General features: G+C 68.8%; 14 protein-coding genes and 1 tRNA gene. 10 read left to right on the top strand and 5 right to left on the bottom strand.

Annotated elements, in window-relative coordinates; all coding sequences use genetic code 11:
• Positions 1-62 precede the first annotated feature (62 nt).
• Complete coding sequence (addB, locus tag E6G92_05990; protein ID TMJ19340.1) at positions 63-2,996, top strand: double-strand break repair protein AddB; 2,934 nt, start codon at positions 63-65, stop codon at positions 2,994-2,996.
• Between the two features lie 150 nt (positions 2,997-3,146).
• On the opposite strand, the gene E6G92_05985 is transcribed toward addB, so the two are convergent.
• On the bottom strand, positions 3,147-3,869 hold the full coding sequence (locus E6G92_05985; protein ID TMJ20730.1) for a sulfite exporter TauE/SafE family protein: 723 nt from the start codon (positions 3,867-3,869) through the stop codon (positions 3,147-3,149).
• Between the two features lie 231 nt (positions 3,870-4,100).
• Here E6G92_05985 and E6G92_05980 point away from each other — a divergent pair, with 231 nt between their 5' ends.
• Positions 4,101-5,063 (top strand): PilZ domain-containing protein, encoded by a 963-nt coding sequence (locus E6G92_05980; GenBank protein ID TMJ19339.1) that lies wholly within the window; start codon positions 4,101-4,103, stop codon positions 5,061-5,063.
• Here the strand turns inward: E6G92_05980 and E6G92_05975 are convergent.
• Complete coding sequence (locus E6G92_05975) at positions 5,060-5,242, bottom strand: hypothetical protein (protein ID TMJ19338.1); 183 nt, start codon at positions 5,240-5,242, stop codon at positions 5,060-5,062. The two genes, E6G92_05980 and E6G92_05975, sit on opposite strands and share 4 nt — an antisense overlap.
• 64 nt (positions 5,243-5,306) lie before the next feature.
• On the opposite strand from E6G92_05975, the gene E6G92_05970 reads away from it, so the two are divergent.
• The 6 genes from E6G92_05970 (at position 5,307) to secA (ending at position 13,951) form a co-directional block, all read left to right on the top strand.
• The gene (locus E6G92_05970; protein ID TMJ19337.1) at positions 5,307-5,867 is read left to right on the top strand and encodes a methylated-DNA--[protein]-cysteine S-methyltransferase; all 561 of its coding nucleotides are present in this window, start codon (positions 5,307-5,309) and stop codon (positions 5,865-5,867) included.
• A 176-nt stretch (positions 5,868-6,043) separates the two neighbouring features.
• A complete protein-coding gene (addA, locus tag E6G92_05965; GenBank protein TMJ19336.1) occupies positions 6,044-9,427 on the top strand; it encodes a double-strand break repair helicase AddA in 3,384 nt (1,127 codons plus the stop codon).
• 52 nt (positions 9,428-9,479) lie between these two features.
• Positions 9,480-9,800, top strand: a complete 321-nt coding sequence (gene trxA, locus E6G92_05960) for a thioredoxin (protein ID TMJ19335.1) — start codon at positions 9,480-9,482, stop codon at positions 9,798-9,800.
• A gap of 24 nt (positions 9,801-9,824) precedes the next feature.
• The gene (locus tag E6G92_05955) at positions 9,825-10,163 is read left to right on the top strand and encodes a thiol reductase thioredoxin (GenBank protein TMJ19334.1); all 339 of its coding nucleotides are present in this window, start codon (positions 9,825-9,827) and stop codon (positions 10,161-10,163) included.
• Between the two features lie 615 nt (positions 10,164-10,778).
• Complete coding sequence (locus tag E6G92_05950) at positions 10,779-11,132, top strand: hypothetical protein (protein ID TMJ19333.1); 354 nt, start codon at positions 10,779-10,781, stop codon at positions 11,130-11,132.
• 92 nt (positions 11,133-11,224) lie between these two features.
• The gene (gene secA / locus E6G92_05945; protein TMJ19332.1) at positions 11,225-13,951 is read left to right on the top strand and encodes a preprotein translocase subunit SecA; all 2,727 of its coding nucleotides are present in this window, start codon (positions 11,225-11,227) and stop codon (positions 13,949-13,951) included.
• Between the two features lie 27 nt (positions 13,952-13,978).
• Here secA and E6G92_05940 read toward each other — a convergent pair whose 3' ends face one another.
• Complete coding sequence (locus E6G92_05940; GenBank protein TMJ19331.1) at positions 13,979-14,593, bottom strand: hemerythrin domain-containing protein; 615 nt, start codon at positions 14,591-14,593, stop codon at positions 13,979-13,981.
• 326 nt (positions 14,594-14,919) lie between these two features.
• Here E6G92_05940 and E6G92_05935 point away from each other — a divergent pair, with 326 nt between their 5' ends.
• Positions 14,920-15,387: a hypothetical protein gene (locus E6G92_05935; GenBank protein ID TMJ19330.1), complete on the top strand. Its 468-nt coding sequence runs from the start codon at positions 14,920-14,922 to the stop codon at positions 15,385-15,387.
• A gap of 27 nt (positions 15,388-15,414) precedes the next feature.
• On the top strand, positions 15,415-16,707 hold the full coding sequence (locus E6G92_05930; protein ID TMJ19329.1) for a hypothetical protein: 1,293 nt from the start codon (positions 15,415-15,417) through the stop codon (positions 16,705-16,707).
• 99 nt (positions 16,708-16,806) lie between these two features.
• Here the strand turns inward: E6G92_05930 and E6G92_05925 are convergent.
• Positions 16,807-16,881 (bottom strand) — tRNA-Asn (locus tag E6G92_05925).
• 66 nt (positions 16,882-16,947) lie between these two features.
• Positions 16,948-17,730, bottom strand: coding sequence for an NAD kinase (locus E6G92_05920; GenBank protein TMJ19328.1), 783 nt, complete (start codon positions 17,728-17,730; stop codon positions 16,948-16,950).
• Positions 17,731-17,734: the final 4 nt, after the last annotated feature.

Genomic DNA, 17,734 nt, shown 5'->3' with positions numbered 1-17,734 from the left:
GCCTTGCCCCATCGAGGGGAGGGGGCTTTCAAGCCGGGTGGCCGACCGTTACCGTCGTCCCTGTGCATCCCAGCGTCTTCACCATCCCCCTGCACCGCGCCTTCGCCGATGCGCTCGCGGCGGGGCTGATCGCGCTTCACGGCCGAACGAAGACCGGGCTGGCCTCGGGCATCGTCCTCGTCCCCAACAGCCGCGCGGCGCGCGCCATCCAGGACGCGTTCGTTCGCCGCTCGGGGGGCGGGCTGCTTCTGCCGCGGCTGGTTCCGGTCGGCGATCCGGAGCTCGACGAGCGCATCGGCGGGACTCTCGAGCCGCTCGACGCCGAGCCGGTGCCGCAAGCGATCGATCCGGCGCTGAGGCTGATGCTGCTGGCGCGGCTGGTCCAGATGCATTTGGGCGGCGACGCCGCGGAGGCGGTGCGGCTGGCGGAGGATCTGGCGCGCACGCTCGATCAATTGCTGATCGAGGAGGTCGATCCCGCGCGCCTGGCCGATTTCGCCGCCGACCAGCCGGAGCTCTCTCTGCACTGGCAAAAGTCGCTCGCGCAGCTCGAGCTGATCCTCGAGGACTGGCCGGCGATTCTACAGGACCGGGGAATGATCGACCTGTCGGACCGGCGAAACAGGCTGTTGAACGCGGCCGCCGCGCGATGGCGGGCGCGGTCGCCCGGCGGCTTCGTCTGCGCCGCCGGAATCACCACCGGCGCGCCGGCGGTGGCGCGGTTGCTCGCCACAGTCGCGCGGCTCGAAAAGGGAATGGTCGTCCTGCCCGGAGTGGACCTCGATCTGCCGCAGGAGGAGTGGGAGTCGCTCGGGCCGCACCGGCCGGACCAGGTTCACGGCCGCCGCGCACCGGCGATCGAGACTCATCCGCAATTCCACCTCAAGCTGCTGCTCGACCGGATGGGCGTCGCGCGCGGCGAGGTCCAGCGCTGGCGGCGAGGCGGCGGCCGCGATTCCCCCGCCGCGCGCAGCCGCGCCATCCAGAACGCGATGACCGCCGCCGCTTTCACCCGGCGGTGGCAGGGCCTGGAGCCGGCGGAGCGGCGCCTCAGCGGCGTCCGGGCGCTGGAGGTGCCCGATCCGGCAGCCGAGGCCCAGGCCATCGCTCTGGCCCTGCGCGAGGCCCTGGAGCAGCCGGGGCGAACCGCGGCGCTGGTGACTCCGGACCGGAACCTCGCCCGGCGAGTCTCGGCCCACCTTCGCCGCTGGGGAATCGTCGCCGACGACAGCGCCGGCCAGCCGCTCTCGCAGACTCCGCCGGGAACCCTGCTCCTCGCCGCGGCCAATGCCGCCGCGGAGCGATTCGCCCCGGTGCCGTTGCTTGCCCTGCTCAAGCATCCGCTGGTGATGGCGGGGCCGGGGCGCCTCGATTGGCTCGACGGCGTTCGCGCGCTCGACCTCGCTCTGCGCGGCCCCCGGCCGGGCGCGGGCTTAGCCGGAATCGTCGCTCATCTCGCCGACCGCGGCGGCCGCGATTCGGCGCTGAAGGAGCAGGCGGCGATCTGGTGGGGCGAGGCCGCGCCGCTGCTGGCCCCGCTGGAGCGGACGTTCGAGGGCGAGCCTTCGCTCCCCGCTTTGCTCGCCGCGCTGCGCGAAGGGGTTGACCGACTGGCGGGCGACGGCGCCTGGGCCGGGCCGGCGGGCCGGGCCGCGGCGGCGCTTTTCGCCGACGTCGAGGCGGTGGCGGGGCAGGGGCCGGAACGGGCGGAGCCGCGCGACCTCCCGGCCATGATCGAGCGGCTGATGTCCGGCGTGGCGGTGAGGCCGCCTTACGGCCAGCATCCGCGTCTTTCCATCTGGGGCTTGATCGAGGCGCGGCTGCAGCATGCCGACCTGCTGGTGCTCGGCGGGCTGAACGAGGGCTCATGGCCCGCTTTGCCCGCCCCGGATCCATGGCTCGCGCCGCGGCTTCGCGCCGAGCTCGGCCTGCCCTCGCTGGAGCGCCGCATCGGCCTTGCCGCCCACGATTTCTCGAGCGCTCTCGGCGCCCCCCGAGTGCTCGTCACCCGCGCCCGGCGCGATGCGCGCGCGCCGGCCATCGCTTCGCGCTTCTGGCTGCGGCTCGAGGCGATGACGGGCGGGCTGACGCGCGCGCCGCAGCTCGCCAAATGGGCCGCGGCGATCGACCGGCCGGGCGAATTCGCTCCCGCAAGCCAGCCGGCGCCTGCGCCGCCCGCCGAAATCCGGCCGCGGAGCATCTCGGTCACCGAGGTCGACCGGCTCAAGGCGGATCCCTACGCCTTCTACGCCCGCAAGATGCTGAAGCTCAGTCCTCTCGATCCGGTCGACGCCGATCCCAGCGCGGCATGGCGCGGAAGCGCGGTTCACGAAGTCCTCGAGGGATGGATGAAGGAGGACGATTGCGATCCGGACAAGCTGTTGGCGCGGGCCGAAGCGCTGTTGACCAGCCAGGCCGCACACCCGCTGATGCGCGCGCTCTGGCAGCCGCGCCTCGCCGAGGCGGTGGAGTTCATCGCCGGGCAGGTCGAGGAAAACAGAGCAGGAGGGCGACGCCCACTCGCCGCGGAGATCCGCGGCAGGGCCGTTGTCGCCGGGGTCGCCCTGGGCGGCACGGCGGACCGGATCGACAGGATGGCGGACGGGAGCCTCGCCATCGTCGACTACAAGACGGGCGCGCCGCCGAGCGCCAAGGCGGTGCAGAACGGCTTCTCGCTCCAGCTCGGCCTGCTGGGCCTGATCGCGGACAAGCGCGGCTTCGATGGGATCGAGGGCGCCACCGCCTGCTTCGAATATTGGAGCCTGGCGCGCGACCGGTCGGGCGCGCTCGGCTATGTGAAGAGCCCGGTCGGCGGGCGCAGCGGGATCGACCCGGCGGAGTTCACGGAAATGGCCGAGCGCAACTTCGCCGCCGCGGCCGCGCGCTGGCTGACGGGCAGCGAGCCGTTCACCGCCAAGCTCAACCCGGCCTACGCGCCCTACGGGGACTACGACCAGCTGATGCGGCTCGACGAATGGTACGGCCGCGAAGATTAGGGCGGATCAGCTTATGCTGAACCGCTCATCCTGAGGAGGGACCGAGCTTGTCGAGGGCCCGTCTCGAAGGACCGTCCTTCGAGACGCCGTTTCGACAAGCTCAACGGCTCCTCAGGATGAGCGGAGCAAAGCAGTCAGGGCGATCATTCTCTAAATCCAGTGAATTGCCTTCAATATCCCGTAAATGCTGGTCGCCACGAGCACGATTCCGACCATGATCAACAGGCCGCGCGCGGGGACGCGCTTGGCCACGTAGCCGCCGAGCGGCGCGGCCAGCAGGCCGCCGATGAGCAGGCCGACCATCGCCTTGGTGAAGGCGTCGAAGCCGAGGGAAGCGATGAAGGTTGCCGAGATGGTGACCGAAAGGAAGAATTCGGCCGTGTTGACGGTTCCGATCACCTTCCTCGGGTGAGCGCCCTGGACGAGAAGGTTGCTGGTCACGACCGGCCCCCAGCCGCCGCCGCCCGCCGCGTCGAGGAAGCCGCCGACGAAGCCCAGGGGCTCGACGATTCGCGGCTTCTTCTCCTGGTGGCCGTGGCGCACGCCGCGCCAGAGCAGGTAAAGGCCGATAGCGGCGAGATAGGCCAGCACCAGCGGTCGCGCTTTCTCGGCCGGGATTTGCGTCAGTACATAGGCGCCGAGAACGCCGCCGATCACACCGGGAATGACGATCCGGCGAAACAGCTTCCAGCTCACATTCTTGTGCAACGTGTGGCTGATTCCCGACGCGCCGGTGGTGAACACCTCCACCGCATGAACGCTCGCCGAAGCCGCCGCCGGAGGAACGCCGAGGCTGACCAGCAAGGTGCTCGAGATCACGCCGAACGCCATTCCGAGCGCTCCGTCGACCAGCTGGGCGGCGAATCCGACCATCACGAACGGCAGAAATTCGCTGAAGGTTGCGGCGCTTAGGTCCAACGGGAGCTACCTCCGGCAGCGCGGGGGCGCGCCCGATCCGCACATAGCGCGGCGCCGCGCCGCTGCAAATGGTTCGAACATCGCGCCGAACCGAGCTCGCGGTTAGGAATTCGTAAACCTGCGGGGCCGAAAATGCGCGCATTCGGCCCAGTCTTGAGGGGCCGTCAGTTGCGCGAGTAAGCGGTGTTGGACACGATCTATTCCCTGTCGGGCGAGGTTCCGGCGGCGCTCGGCGCCGGTGACGGCCAGGACGACGGCGCTCTGCGCGAAGGCGCGCTGACCTCGGGCAGCGTTCGCAGCGCCTGCTGGGTGCGGAAGGTCAGCGCCGGCGGGGCGATCCTTCACTGCACGCACGACGTCGCGATCGGCGAGCGGCTCGAACTGGAGCTTCTGAACGGCGAACGGCTGGGCGGCCGCGTGATCTGGCAGAGCGGCGCCGACATCGGCCTCAGCTTCGACATGCCGGTGGACGTGTTCGCGATCATCGCCCGCGACATCGTCAACCAGCCCGGCGAGCGCAGGCGCATGCCGCGGGTCGAGATCGTCAGCCACGCATTGCTCGAAACGCCGGGCGGAACCGAGCTCGTCACCACCCGAGATATCTCGCAGGGGGGCGTCAAGATCGATGTGCCCTTTCCGCTTGCGGCCGACCAGAAGGTGACGGTGACGCTGGACGGGCTTCACCCGGTTCCGGGCGTGGTGCGCTGGTCCAAGGGCAACGTCGCCGGAATCGCCTTCCAGCCCGAGCTCGGCTGGCAGGACCTGATGCTGTGGATCAAGGAGCAGCGGCACGCCGCCCGGAACGAGCCCCCGGCCAAGCTCGCTTCGCCGCCGGCCGCGGATGCCCCGCCGGCTCCACCGCCGGAGATCGAGGACGGCCTTGCGCTCAACCTCCCGGCGCGCGTGCGCGACGGCAACCGGCGCTGGGCGATCGACGTCGTCTCGATCACAACCCGCTCGGTCGCGTTCGATTCCTATGCCGCGCTGCGCATCGGCGCGTTGCTGTGGATCGTGCTGCCCGGCCTCGAAGGCTGGCCGGCGCGGATCGTCTCGGTCGACGGCTACCGTTTCAATTGCGAGTTCACCCAGCCGCTCCACCCGGCGGTGCTGGAGCGGATCCTGGCGCTGGCCAAGGAAGGCGGCGCCTAGTCTTCCTTGCGTGCCCGCTTCGAACGGGCCGAGCGGTTGGCGTAGAGAAGGGCGGCGACGATCGCCGCCGATCCGATCCCGATCGCCGCGCCCTTGACGATGCGGCTTTTGCGGCCGGGATGAGGCTTGTTTACCTCGGCTTCGGAAGCCTCGGCGGGCTCGGCTGGTTCGCTCGACATGCAAGGTCCCTTAGCCGCTTTGGCGCGGATGTGAAGCGTCGCCGCAAAGGCTTATGGTGCCTGCGTGACGAGTCGTTCGGGATGGGCGGTGTTCGAGACCGCGATAGGCGCCTGCGGGCTCGCCTGGGGGCCGAAAGGCCTGCTCGGCGTACTTCTGCCGGAAGGCGAGGCGGGCCGCACGCGCACGCGCCTGATGCGGCAATTTCCCGAACTGGCCGAAGCCGGGCCGCCGGATGAGATATCGGAGGGGATCCGACGGATCGCGGGGCTTCTCGGCGGCGCCCGGGACGATCTGCGCGATCTCGCGCTCGATCTCAGCCTCGTCGGCCGGTTCGACGCCGATGTCTACGAGGAGGCGCGGGCGATCCCCCTCGGCGAGACCATCACCTACGGAACGCTCGCCGCCAGGATCGGCGATCCGGCCCAGGCGCGCGCCGTCGGCCAGGCGCTCGGCCGCAACCCTTGGCCGATCGTCGTTCCCTGCCACCGGATCACGGCCGCCGAAGGCAAGACAGGCGGCTTCTCCGCCCCCGGCGGCGCGGCGACCAAGCTCAGGATACTCGAAATCGAAGGGGCGCTGGACGCGGACAGGCTGCCCCTCTTCGCCCATCCGCCAGCCCCTTGAAACGCCTTCGATGTGTATTACATCGATAATACACATCGAAGGGAGAGCGAAATGAACGTGCTCAGGAATATCGAAGCCCGAGACTGGGTGATCGGCGTCGTGGCGTTCCTAGCGGGAGCCTGGATCTTCTGATCCTGCCGTGGTGACGGGGGCGGCGCTGTGCGTTAGCGTCCGGTGTGTCCAATCGCCTGAAGCCCCTCGCACGACTTGAAGGCGACCAGCTGCGCGCCTCGGCGCCGAGCGACCATGCCGCTCTTTCGGCCTCGGCCGGAACCGGCAAGACTCACGTGCTCACCGCGCGGGTCCTTCGGCTGCTGCTGGCGGGGGCCGATCCCTCGTCGATCCTCTGCCTGACCTTCACCAAAGCCGGGGCCGCCGAGATGGCCCAGCGAATCCACGAGCGGCTCGCCTTCTGGGTAAGGCTCAAGGATTCGGAGCTTCGCAAGGAGCTGTTCAGCCTGGGCGAGGCGAACGATCCCGACAGCCTCGATAAGGCGCGCACCCTGTTCGCCAGCGTGCTCGAGGCGCGGGGCGGGGGCTTGCGCATCCAGACCATCCACGCCTTCGCACAGAGCCTGCTCGCCGCCTTTCCCGCCGAGGCGGGACTCGCCCCGGGCTTCCGCCCGCTGGAGGGCCGCGAGGAGCAATTGCTCGCCCGCGCGACTCTGGCCGATCTGCTGGTCCGCGCCGAGGAGCAAGGAGATCTGGGCCTGATCCGCGACCTGCAGGCGCTCAGCCTGCGCCTCGGCGAAAGCGGCGCCGAGCGCTTCCTCAAGGCCTGCGCCCGTGCGCCGTCGGCGATGGACTGGCTCGGGCCGCGCCAAGGCATAGAGGCGAAGCTGCGGCTGGGCTTCGGCCTGCCGCTCGGCGACGTCGGCGAGATCCTGGCGCGGGAATGCGAGGCTTTCGACCTTGATTTGCTGGAGAGCATAACGGCGGCCAACCGCGCCTGGGGGACGTCCACCGGCCTTGCCTGCTGCGACTCGATCGCGGCCTGGCTTTCAGGCGACGGCCCGGCCCGCGCCGGCGCTCTGGCCGATTTGGCCGGAGTGGTGCTGACCAAGTCGGGCGACCCGCGCAAGACCCCGGCGGGCCTGCTCAAGGCCGAGCCGGGCTACGAAGCGCTCGCCGCCCGCCTCGCCGAGTGCTGCAGCCGTCTGACGACGCTGGCGCGGCTGGCGGCGCTGGTCGAGACGCTCGCCGCGGGCCTGCGCGCGGGGCAGGCATTCGCCGACGCCTATGCCGACGCCAAGCGCGGCGCCGGAGCGGTGGATTTCGACGACCTTATCGCCCGCGCCGAGGCGCTGCTGCTGACCCCCGGCATGGGCGACTGGGTCCGCTACAAGCTCGACCAGCAGACCGATCACGTCCTCGTCGACGAGGCGCAGGACACCAACGAGCGCCAGTGGAATATCGTCCGGGCGCTGGCTGGGGAGTTCTTCGCCGGCGAGGGGGCGTCGCCGCGGCACCGGACGATCTTCACCGTCGGCGACTACAAGCAGGCGATCTTCGGCTTCCAGGGAACCGATCCGCAAAGCTTCGACGTAGCCCGGGCCTGGTTCGCGCGCGAGGCTGGGGCGATCGAACGCGATTTCCTCGATCTTTCGATGGACCGCAGCTTCCGCTCCGCGCCGCCGATCCTCGCCGTGGTCGACCGGGTGATCGACGATCTCGGCCATGAGGCGCTCGGCTTGCCGCGCCGGCCCAACCCTCATGAGAGCCATCACGCGACGCGCCCCGGCTCGGTGACGCTCTGGCTGCCCTTCTCCGAGGAAAGTGAAGCCGACGAGGATGCCGGCGACGAGGGCTGGATCAGCGACTCCGTGCGGCGCTACGCGGCGCGGCTCGCCAGGCAGGTGAGGACGTGGCTCGCCAATCCCTTCTTCCTCGAAAGCAGGGGGCGCCCGCTCCGGCCCGAGGACATATTGATCCTGGTCCGGCGCAGGGGCGAGCTCGCGGCCCTGATCGTCGCCCGGCTCCACGCCGAGGGGGTGCCGGTGGCCGGGGTCGACCGCCTGCTGCTCTCCGCGCCGCTGGCCGTCCAGGACCTGCTCGCCGCCGCCCGCTTCGCCGCGCAGCCGCTCGACGATCTCAACCTCGCCGGCCTGCTCGTCTCGCCGCTGATCGGGTGGAGCCAGGACCAATTGTTCGAGGCCGCGTTCGGCCGCGAGGGACCGCTCTGGCCGCATATCCGCGGCAGGGCGCCGGAGGGGCTGCACGAGATCCTGGCGATGGCCGATTACGCCACGCCGCACGGCTTTTTCGAAACGATCCTCTCCGGGCCGCTCGATGGGCGGCGCAAGCTGCTTCGGCGGCTCGGAGCCGAGGCGCGCGATCCGATCGAGGAATTGCTGTCCTCGGCTCTGGAGTTCGAAAGCAGCCAGGGCGCCTCGCTCCAGGCCTTCCTCGACTGGTTCGTGCGCGGCGACGTCGAGATCGTCCGCGATCCTTCCGCGCCCCTCGACGCGGTCCGGGTAATGACCGTCCACGGCGCGAAGGGGCTTCAGGCGCCGGTGCTGATCCTCGCGGATGCCTGCGCCAATCCGGACAATATGGGACCGGGCGGCGGCATCGCCGGGCTGCGGCTGGGCGAGGATGCGCCCGTGATCCCCGCCTTCCGCCCGCGCAAGGACGAGGTCGCCGAGCCGCTCAAGAGCCAGATCGAGCGGCAGGACCGCCTCGACCGCGAGGAGCATTGGCGGTTGCTCTACGTCGCCCTGACCCGGGCCGAGGAGCGCGCTTATGTCGGCGGCGCCCTGGGCGTGCGCGACCGCGGCCAGCCGGCCGAGGCGAGCTGGTACCGCGCCCTGCAGACGGCGCTCTCCGGCCTCGGTGCCGATTGGGCGGACGAGCCGCTTTGGGGCCGCGCGATGCGCTTCGGCGACCTCGAAATGCCTGCGAAGGCGAAGCCTCCAGCCATTCGTGAGCAAGCCTTGCTTCCGGACTGGCTGCGCAGGGCTGCCCCGGCCGAGGAGCGCCCGCCGCGGCCGCTCGCGCCCTCCTCGCTGGGCGAGGACGATGTCGCCGATCCGCCGCCTGGCCCGGAGCTGCGCCAGGCCGCGCTTCGCGGGCGCCTGCTTCACGCCTTGTTCGAGCGGCTGCCGGGCGCTCCGGCCGCGGACCGCCCGGCGCTGGCCGATCGCTGGCTCGAGCATTCGGCGGGAATCGACGACGCGGCGCTCCGTTCGTCGCTCGCGCAGGACGCCTGCCGGATCATCGATCATCCGGACTTCGCCGGCCTGTTCGGACCCGAGGCGCTCGCCGAGGCGCCGATCGCCGCCGTCATACCCGGCGGCGCGGTGATCGCCGGCACGGTCGACCGGCTTCTGGTCGCCGACGGCCGAATCCTGATCGCCGATTTCAAGACTGGCCGCAGGGCGCCCGCCGGTGTCGCGGACATTCCCGCCGCGCACCTGCGCCAGATGGCGGCCTATCGCGCGGCGCTTCGGGTCATCTTCCCCGGCCGCACGATCGAGGCCGCCTTGCTCTACACCGCCGCCCCTGTGCTTCACGCGCTCCCCGACGCGCTATTGGACACGCACGCCCCCGCCGGTGGTTGAGGACCGGCCTGTCCCGCCCTACATCGGCACAAAGCCAGATCAGGAGATTCTCATGGCCACCAATTCCGTCACCGATTCCTCCTTCCAGGCCGACGTGCTCGACGCGTCGAAGCCGGTGCTCGTCGATTTCTGGGCGGAATGGTGCGGGCCGTGCCGGATGATCGCGCCGGCGCTCGAGGAGCTCAGTGCCGAGCTCGGCGACCGGGTGAACATCGTCAAGCTCAACATCGACGAGAATCCCGAGGCGCCCGGCAAATATGGCGTTCGCGGCATCCCGACGATGATCCTGTTCAAGGACGGGGCCCCGGCCGCGACCAAGGTCGGCGCCGAGCCCAAGAGCCGTATCCAGGCCTGGCTCGAAAGCGCTCTTTAAGTCGTCTCGAGAGGGGGGCGAGCGGTGGGCGCGGGCTTCGTGCGGATCTGCACGGACGCGAATTTCGAGCGGGACGTGCTGGGCTCCAGCCGTCCCGTCCTCGTCGCGTTCGGCACGTCGTGGTGCGGCCCCTGCCGGCTGCTCGGCCCCGGCCTGCGTGCGCTGGCGGCGACCGAGAAGGAACGGCTGATGGTCGCCAAGCTCGACGTCGACGCCAATCCCGCGACCGCCGAGCGCTACGAGGTCGAGACCTTTCCGGTCTGCATCCTTTTCAGCGACGGCAAGGAGATCGAGCGGCTCGACGGCTACATGCCGCTGCGCAAGATCGAGACGCTCCTCGCGCCGCATTTGGCGGCTGCCTGAAACCTGTTCGAGGGCTCCGCTCCCCTTGGAGTTGGGCAAATTAACCGCAAGGGAACGGGTGCGTGGCTAGACCGAGGGAATGAAGGCCATTCCTTCCCTATCTATCGTATGCTGTCTTGCCGCTTGCGCGCCGCGGCAGGTGGACGTGTCCGAATATCGCGGTCGTTGGACTTGGGAGGGCACCGACTGTGGAACGGCCCACCTTGAGATCGAGGAGAGGCAAATCACCTATAAGGATTTCGCCGGCGAGCGCGGAGCGCTTTTCCGCATTCGGGCAGATGCGACGTCCAATCGGTGGAACGAGCACATCTTCAGTCTGCAGACGGTTCCTCACGCGTCCATGCCCCGATGGATGCGAGAAAGAGTAGCGAGAGGCGAAGCAGACTATGCGATCTTGCTCAAACTCGACGGAGAGGAGATTACCCCCCTTATCATCGTTGGTCGCGCAGGAACGCGCGTGTTGAGGCCTGAAGACTACCAATATGGACTCTTCCACGTTCGGCGGTGTGCCTGACCAACGTTCACGCGAATGCCATGGTCGCAGCGCCCGAAAAGGGCTGGCAGTGGCCCAGCCCACGCTGCCGCAGGCACACAGCCGCCTTCCATCGTCTTTCCATGCTCGCCGGCCAGGCAAATGCCGCCGATTTTTCAACGCGTGCGCCGCTTGAAGGCATGGACCTCCGCGCGCTTCGTCCCTATGTCGCGCGGGTGACGGAATTTCTGCTGATCCTGTCGGCGATGCTGAGCGCGGTGACGGGCGCCTTTTCGGGCGTTCGTGCGCCCGACGTGCGTCCGCATCACGCGGCGTCGATGGAGGCGCAGGCGCCCTGCGTCGAGCAGGTCCAGCGGGTCGCACGGCTGCAAGTGCCGGCGGCCAGTTTCGCGCCCCGTATCCGGGCGATCTTCCTTGCGCCCCGCTTCGATCTCAAGGCGGCGGTGGCTCTCTACGCGGACCGCCTGATCGAGTGAGCCCGCGGCGCATCTTCCGCGCCCTCCCGATCCCGCTTTCCCAAGCTCCGGCCGCCGGCCGGGCTGCACCGCACAAATTTCAGGATTCCAACATGCTCGCCGGATTCGCCAAAGCCATTTTCGGGTCGTCGAACGACCGCTACGTCCGCTCGCTCCGCAAGATCGTCGACAAGATCAACGCGTTCGAGCCCTCCATCCAGGCGCTGAGCGACGAGGAGCTCCAGGGCCAGACCGCCAGGTTCAAGGAACGCCTCGCGGCCGGCGAGACTCTCGACGACATCCTTCCCGAAGCCTTCGCGACGGTCCGTGAGGCCGCGCAGCGCACGCTCGGCCAGCGCCATTACGACGTTCAGCTGATCGGCGGAATCGTCCTCCACCGCGGCGAGATCGCCGAGATGCGCACCGGCGAGGGCAAGACGCTGGTCGCGACCCTGGCGGTCTATCTCAACGCGCTCGAGGGCAAGGGCGTCCACGTCGTTACCGTCAACGATTATCTCGCCAAGCGCGACGCCGACTGGATGGGCCAGATCTACCGCTTCCTCGGCCTCACCGTGGGCGTGATCGTCCCCAACATCGCCGATTTCCAGCGCCGGGACGCCTACCACGCGGACATCACCTACGGCACCAACAACGAGCTCGGCTTCGATTATCTGCGCGACAACATGAAGTTCGACCGCCAGCAGATGGTCCAAAGGCCGTTCAGCTATGCGATCGTCGACGAGGTGGATTCGATCCTGATCGACGAGGCGCGCACGCCGCTGATCATCTCGGGGCCGACCGACGACAAGTCCGAGCTCTACATCTCGCTCGACCGGATCGTGAAGACGATTCCGGCCGAGGATTACGAATATGACGAGAAGGACAAGCGCGTCCTTCTGACCGAGGACGGCACCGAGCGGATGGAGCGCCTGCTGGAGACGGAAGGCCTTCTGGTCGGCTCCAACCTCTACGATTTCGAGAACACCCAGGTGGTCCACCACCTCAACCAGGCGCTGAAGGCCAACGTCGCCTTCAAGCGGGACATCGATTATATCGTCAAGGAAGGGAAGGTGGTGATCATCGACCCCTTCACCGGGCGGATGATGGACGGCCGCCGCTGGTCCGACGGCCTTCACCAGGCGGTCGAGGCCAAGGAAGGCGTCAACATCGAGCCGGAGAACCAGACTCTGGCCTCGATCACCTTCCAGAATTATTTCCGTATGTATCCGAAGCTTTCGGGCATGACCGGCACCGCGGCCACCGAGGCGGCCGAATTCTACGACATCTACAAGATGAACGTGGTCTCGATCCCGACCCACCGCCCGGTCAGGCGAAGCGACGACGACGACGAATTCTACAAGAACCAGGACGACAAGTTCGGGGCTATCGTCGAGGCGATCCGCGAGAAGCAAAAGAGCGGCCAGCCGATCCTCGTCGGCACCGTCTCGATCGAGAAATCCGAGCTCCTCTCCGAATGGCTCAAGAAGGAGAAGATCAAGCACGCCGTGCTGAACGCGCGCGAGCATGAGAGCGAGGCCCATATCGTCGCCCAGGCCGGCCGGCCCGGGGCGGTGACGGTCGCCACCAACATGGCCGGCCGAGGCACCGACATCCAGCTCGGCGGCAATATCGAATTCCGCATCAACGACGAGCTCTCGGCAATGGAGCCGGGCCCCGCGCGCGAGAAGGCGGAGGAGAAGATCCGGCAGGAGGTGGCCGAGGAGAAGGAGCGCGTGATCGCCGCCGGCGGCCTGTTCGTGCTCGGCACCGAGCGCCACGAGAGCCGCCGGATCGACAACCAGCTGCGCGGCCGCTCGGGCCGCCAGGGCGATCCGGGCCTCAGCCGCTTCTACCTGAGCCTCGACGACGACCTGCTGCGCATCTTCGGCCCGCAGACGATGTTCGCGCGCCTGATGAACAAGAACCTCGCCGACGGCGAGGCGATCATCAGCCCATGGATCTCCAAAGCGATCGAGACCGCGCAGAAGAAGGTCGAGGCGCGCAACTACGACATCCGCAAGCAGGTCGTCGAATATGACGACGTGATGAACGACCAGCGCAAGGTCATCTACGAGCAGCGCGCGGACATCATGGACGCCGCGACGGTCGGCGACGTCGTCACCGACATGCGCGCCGAGACGGTCAACACGATCGTCGGCGAGGCGATCCCGCCCAATAGCTATCCCGAGCAGTGGGATCTCGCTTTGCTGACCGAGCGGGTCGAGAAGGTGTTCGCCCTGACGCCGCCGTTCGAGGCGTGGGTCAAGGAAGAAGCGGTCGAGCCCGAGATGTTCGTCGAACGGCTCCAGGCGCTGGCGGATTCGCAGGTCGAGGAGAAATCGCGCGAGATTCCCGAGGACAGCTGGATCCAGCTCGAGAAGGAGATCCTGCTCCAGAGCCTCGATCACCACTGGAAGGAGCATCTTTCGATGCTCGACGCGCTACGCCAGGTCGTGCACCTGCGCGCCTACGCCCAGAAAAAGCCGATCGACGAATACAAGCACGAGGCCTTCGCGATGTTCGAGCGGATGCTCGGACTGATCCGGGAGGACGTCACGCGCACGCTCGCGCTGGCGCAATTCAGCATGTCCCCGGCGGACCTGCCGCCGATGCCCGATTTCGTCACCCACCATATCGATCCATTCACCGGCGACGACGACACCTACGACATCGACGCGGGGACCGGCGCGATCCTCTCGCGCCTGCCGCCGCTCCAGACCGCGCCGCCGGAAATGCCGTTCATGGCCGGCGGCGACGTGCCCGTGCCGGAGAGCCGCAACGCGCCCTGCCCGTGCGGCTCGGGGCGCAAGTACAAGCATTGCCACGGGATGGTCGCCTGAGCGCGACCATCGCCGTGGCCTGCCCGGTCAGGCGAGCTTCATTCCCTCGCGCTGCATCGCCGTGGTGAGCCTGTCGCTCTGCTCCTCGCTGAGCGCGGCGCGGAAGGCGGGGAAGACCTGCTCCTCCTCCATCCGCATATGCTCGTCGAGCATGGCGCGGAACTCGCGCGCCTTTTCGAGCCAGGCGGCGCCTTCCTTGGGCATGGTGTCGAGTTCGTAGAGGTAGGTCTTGATGTAGCCGTGCTCGCCGTTGAGCGCGTCGGCGTCGTGCGCCTGGTTCGCCTCGCGGAGCGCGGGGTAGATGACGTTCTCCTCCTGGAGCGCGTGCTTGCCGAGCGCGTTCTTGATCTTGGTGAGCGTGTGGGCGCGGATCCAGGTCTGGCCGTCCTCGGTCGCTTCAAGCTTGTCGAACAGGGCGCGGACCATGTCGTGCTCGGCCTCCAGCATCTCCTGCCAATCGCCGGTCATGCTCTGGACGACCATCTTGCGCCCGTAATTGGCGGCGAGCCCGACCGCCGCTCCGGCCACCGCCGCGGCCGCGAGCACGCCGGCCTGGCCGCCCGACCAGCCGGAGGATGTCCGGCCGCCGCCGCCGCTTTCGCTGTTCTCGTTGGTCGATCTGGAACGGGTACGGGTCGCCATGTTCGCCTCCTCTTTTCTTTGTCCCTGCAAACACATCGCCGGGCGGAGCGGTTCCCGAACCATGCCCTCCGTTCACCGCGTTCGCGCTACGGCCCGAGCCGCGCCTGCGGGTTAGTTGCCTCGGGATGTACCCGGAGCCGGCCATGGGCAATGAACCCGACTATCGCCGCCTGACCGCAGGCCTATGACCGTTCCGGCCGCTCCACTCGCGCGCCGCATTCGATCTTCGGAACCGCACAGGTCGCCTGGAACCCTCTCCAGGCGCCGGCGCCGGGCCGCGAGCGAATGACCCCGTTCGAGGAGCGCATCCGCAACTGGAGACTGTCATGCCCACAAATGACGAAGCCGCCCCGGCCGACCCCAAGGCCGCCGCACCCGACAAGCGCAAGCCGAAGGCGCCCGAGCCGCAGGTGACCCCGCCGGACCTCTTCGCCTTGACGATCGACGCCGCCAATGGGCGGATCGTGAAGCTCGAGCGGCTGGACGCGACGGGCGCGCACCAGGCGCTGTCGGCCGAGGACAAGGCCCGTCTTGCCAGGATCAAGGCGGGCGCCACGGTCCGCCGGCTCGTCGAGCAGGCGTTCGAAGCCGGAATCGAGTGCGTCCTCGGCGACGACGGCGAGGCGCACCCCACCGAATCCAGGGCCGACGACGAGCTCAGCGCGATGCTGCTGCAATCGCTCCTCGAGCGAAGCCGCGCCCGGCAGCTGACCGAGAGCGAGGTCCTCAACCGCGCCATCGTCGGCACGCTGATCGCACAGGCCGCGACCACCGCAGGCACCACGCCGCACTGATCCACCGTCCCAACGAGGAGAGTGAAGATGACTTATGCAGCTCATAACGGCGCCGGCCGGTTCGGCGGGCGAGACGACGACGATCTGGCCAGGATCCTCGCAGGGGGCAGGATGGCCAAGGGCAAGCGCCTGCGCCGTCTGCTGATCGCCCGGCTGCTTCGCGACCGGCAGGGGGACGACTGCGACACGGTCGGCGACATCGACGAAGATGAGGACGAAGGCGGCGAGGATCATCGCCTCGCGGCCCTCCTGCTCGGCAGCGCGGCCCGGCGCCGGCGACTGCGCCGGTTGTTCGTCGCCCACCTGATCCGTCAGCGCGACGACGGCGATAACGGCGAGGAGGTGGACGACGAGGACGATGACGGCGACGGCCGGCTGGTCCGCTTCCTGCTCGGCCGCAAGATGCGCCGCCGGAGGATCGGCCGCGCTGCCCTCATTGCCCGCCTGCTGGAGGCCCGCTCGAGCGATGAGGATGATGGGGACGAGATCGACGACGAGGAGGAGGGCGGCGAGGAGCATCGCCTGGCCCGCCTCCTCTTCGCCAGGAAGATGCGCCGCCGCCGGTTCGCCCGTGCCGCGCTGATCGCGCGCTTCCTGCGCGCGCGATCGGATGAAGACGACGAGGACATCGACGACGAGGATGAGGAGGGCGGCGGCGAGCATCGCCTGGCGAAGCTGCTACTGGCCAGACGGATGCGTCGCCGCAGGTTCGGACGCGCGGCGATGATCGCCCGTTATCTGCGGTCCGATGCCGACGACGACGACGATGACGACGGCATCGACATCGACGACGAGGGCGGCGGCGAAGAGCACCGGCTCGCGCAGTTCCTGTTCGCCAGAAAGCTGCGTCGCCGCCGGTTCGCCCGTGCCGCGATGCTGGCGCGCCATCTGCGCGCCGATACCGATGACGATGACGACGATCTCGACATCGACGATGACGGGGAAGGCGGCGAGGAGCACCGCCTGGCGAAGCTGCTGATGGCCAAAAGGATGCGCCGCCGCCGGTTCGGAAGCGCGGCTCTGGTGGCCCGCCGCATGGACTCGGACGATGAAGACGACGACGACATCGGGGAGGAGGGCGGCGACGACAATCGCCTCGCCAAGCTCTTCTTCGCCAAGGGCGTCCGCCGCCGGCGGCTGCGCCGGCTGATCCTCACCAAGCTCTTCCACGAGCGCGGCGAAGGGGACGATGATGGTGCGGATGAGGACGAAGGCGAGGGGGCCGGCCCGGGCCGGCGACTGGCGCGGGCGGCGGTCGCCAAGCGTGCAGTGGGTCGCCGCCGGATGCGCAAGGTCGCGCTCGCCGACGCGGCAAGCTGATCCGACACATCCGTCTTAGGGCGCAAGGTGCGGCCGGGGCCAAAGCTCCGGCCGCGCTCGCGATTCGGCGGCGGGTGGAGGAAGCGGAAATGTTGGAAATGGCTCCCCGGGCCGGATTCGAACCAGCGACCATTCGATTAACAGTCGAACGCTCTACCACTGAGCTACCGGGGAGCAGCCTTTCGGCGAGGCGCGGCTATAGCAAGGCGCCGCCGCGATGCAACCCACGGCGGCCTCTTTTCAGACGGCGAACTGCTCCATCGTGATCCGCTCGTCGAGCGCGTGCTCGGGATCGAACATCAAGGTCAGGTTCTCGATTGCGTCGATGCCGACCTCGACCGTCGCCACGTCGCGCACCTCGATCTGGTCGGCGACCGCGGAGATCGGGCGCTTCTGCGGATCGAGCACCCGGAACGAGATTTTGAGATTGTCGGGGATCAGCGCGCCGCGCCAGCGCCGCGGGCGGAACGGGCTGATCGGGGTCAGAGCGACGAGCTTCGAGCCGAGCGGGAGGATCGGCCCGTTGGCGGACAGGTTGTAGGCGGTCGAGCCGGCCGGAGTCGCCACCAGCACCCCGTCGCAGACCAGCTGGGGCAGCACCACGCGGCCGCCCACCGAAACCTCGATCCAAGCCGTCTCGCGAGTCTCGCGAAGCAGGGAGACCTCGTTGATCGCATGGTGGCGGAAGCTCTGCCCGTCGGCCGTCACCACCTTCATCTCCAGGGGGGAGACGGTGAAGGTCTTGGCGCGCGCGAGCCGCTCGATCAGCCCGTCGAGCCGCCATTCGTTCATCAGGAAACCGACCGTGCCGCGGTTCATCCCGAAGACCGGGCAGACATGGCCGTCGCCGAGGCGTTCCCTGAGGGTGTGCAGCAGGAACCCGTCGCCGCCCAGTGCGACGATCAGCTCCGCCTCCTCCATCGGGACGAACTCGTAGCGCTTGCGCAGCATGACTTCGGCCGCCTGCGCCGCCTCCGCATTGGAAGCGACCAGCGCCATCGGCTTGTGCGGAGCCCCTGTCATAGCC

Source organism: Alphaproteobacteria bacterium, from assembly GCA_005883305.1.
Taxonomy (GTDB): domain Bacteria; phylum Pseudomonadota; class Alphaproteobacteria; order Sphingomonadales; family Sphingomonadaceae; genus Allosphingosinicella.
Note: the sequence above shows the minus strand (reverse complement) of the source record. Positions and strands in the feature narration are given on the sequence as shown.

What these genes read in the sequence shown, in the direction of transcription:
- E6G92_05985 (TMJ20730.1), bottom strand. Translation starts at nt 3,869, where the DNA reads ATGGTCGGATTCGCCGCCCAGCTGGTCGACGGAGCGCTCGGAATGGCG.
- E6G92_05975 (TMJ19338.1), bottom strand. Translation starts at nt 5,242, where the DNA reads ATGTCGAGCGAACCAGCCGAGCCCGCCGAGGCTTCCGAAGCCGAGGTA.
- trxA (TMJ19335.1), top strand. Translation starts at nt 9,480, where the DNA reads ATGGCCACCAATTCCGTCACCGATTCCTCCTTCCAGGCCGACGTGCTC.
- E6G92_05950 (TMJ19333.1), top strand. Translation starts at nt 10,779, where the DNA reads ATGCTCGCCGGCCAGGCAAATGCCGCCGATTTTTCAACGCGTGCGCCG.
- secA (TMJ19332.1), top strand. Translation starts at nt 11,225, where the DNA reads ATGCTCGCCGGATTCGCCAAAGCCATTTTCGGGTCGTCGAACGACCGC.
- E6G92_05940 (TMJ19331.1), bottom strand. Translation starts at nt 14,593, where the DNA reads ATGGCGACCCGTACCCGTTCCAGATCGACCAACGAGAACAGCGAAAGC.
- E6G92_05935 (TMJ19330.1), top strand. Translation starts at nt 14,920, where the DNA reads ATGCCCACAAATGACGAAGCCGCCCCGGCCGACCCCAAGGCCGCCGCA.
- E6G92_05930 (TMJ19329.1), top strand. Translation starts at nt 15,415, where the DNA reads ATGACTTATGCAGCTCATAACGGCGCCGGCCGGTTCGGCGGGCGAGAC.
- E6G92_05920 (TMJ19328.1), bottom strand. Translation starts at nt 17,730, where the DNA reads ATGACAGGGGCTCCGCACAAGCCGATGGCGCTGGTCGCTTCCAATGCG.